Consider the following 1,563-nt stretch of genomic DNA (forward strand, 5'->3'; position numbering starts at 1 on the left):
TGGGCGTCGGTGAGGCGTTCGATGAGGAGGATGCCGGTGCCTTCGGCCCAGGCGGTGCCGTCGGCGTTGGCGGAGAAGGGTTTGCAGCGGCCGTCAGGTGCCAGTCCGCGCTGGCGGGAGAACTCCACGAACATCCCCGGTCCGGCCATGACGGTGGTGGCGCCGGCGAGGGCGAGGTCGCATTCGCCGCGGCGCAGGGACTGGACCGCCAGGTGGAGTGCGACGAGGGAGGAGGAGCAGGCGGTGTCGATGGTGATCGCTGGCCCGCGTGTTCCCAGGGCGTAGGCGATCCGGCCGGAGGCCACGCTGGTCGTGGTGCCCGTGAGGAGGAAACCCCCGTATCCGTCCGCCCCTTCATGCAGCCTCGGCCCGTACTCCGACGCCGTCGTACCGACGAACACACCGGTCCGCCCGTCGCGCAGCGACTCCGGCACGATTCGGGCACGCTCCAGTGCCTCCCAGGTGGTTTCCAGCAGGAGTCGTTGTTGGGGGTCCATGGCGGTGGCTTCGCGGGGGCTGATGCCGAAGAAGTCGGGGTCGAAGTCTGCGGCGTTGTGGAGGAAGCCGCCGTGGCGGACGTAGCTTTTTCCGGGTGTGGCGGGGTCGGGGTCGTACAGGTCGTCGAGGTTCCAGCCGCGGTCGGTGGGGAACGGGGAGATGGCGTCGGTTCCGGAGGCGACCAGGTCCCACAGCTCGTCGGGTGAGACCACCCCACCGGGGAAGCGACAGCCGATGCCGATGACGGCGATCGGATCATCTTCCGTGTCTTCCGCCTTCTTCGTACCGCCCGCCTCACGCCCCTTCGGCTCCACGTCGGTGGCAGACTCACCGAGCAGGGTTGCCGCCAGATGGCCGGCCACGGCCTGTGGCGTCGGCATGTCGTAGACGAGGCTCGGATCGAGAGCGATCCCAGTAGCTGTGCCGAGCAGGTCGGCCAGTTCGACAGCCGTCATCGAGTCGAGCCCCTGGGCGGTGAACGTCCGGTCGGGGACGACCTCGTCCGGGCCGTCGAGTTCCAGGACGTCCGCTGTGGTCTCGGCGACGAGCTGGAGCAGGGACTCGCGCGACATTTGATCCGTCGCGCGCTCCCGCTCGGTGGCAAGGGGAGCTTGGTCCGGCTCGGTAGCAGGATGGGTCTGGTCCGGCTCGGTGGCAGGATGGGTCTGGTCCGGTTCGGTGGCGGGGTGGGTCTGATCCGGGTTTTTCGTAGCGAGAGCCGGAGAAGTCTGCTCATGCTTCACGCCCGGTGCCCAGTACGTGCGGCGTTGGAAGGGGTAGGTCGGCAGTTCCACTCGCCGTGGCGCGCTTGCTCCACAGAGTGCGGCCCAGTCGATGTGGCCGCTCTGCACACCGACGGCCGCGATGGCTTGTGCGAGGGTGTGTGGTTCGGAGTGGTTGCGGTGGAGGGTGTGGGTCAGGGTGGGGCTGTTGCTGTTGCTGTTGCTGTTGGTGGTGTTGAGGGTGTGGCGGGTGAGGGTGGTGAGGGTGGGGTGGGGTCCGATTTCGAGGTAGGTGGTGGTGCCGTGTTGGTGGGCGGTGTGGATGGTGTCGGTGAAGCGGACG

At 68.3% G+C, this 1,563-nt stretch carries 1 protein-coding gene; it reads right to left on the reverse strand.

What is annotated here, in order from left to right; genetic code table 11:
• Nucleotides 1–1,563 (reverse strand): beta-ketoacyl synthase N-terminal-like domain-containing protein (locus tag ACIHCL_RS36950; RefSeq protein ID WP_399868933.1); only part of this gene is annotated, 1,563 nt, incomplete at both ends.

Source organism: Streptomyces sp. NPDC052042 (assembly GCF_044548345.1).
In the GTDB taxonomy this organism is placed as follows: Bacteria; Actinomycetota; Actinomycetes; order Streptomycetales; family Streptomycetaceae; genus Streptomyces.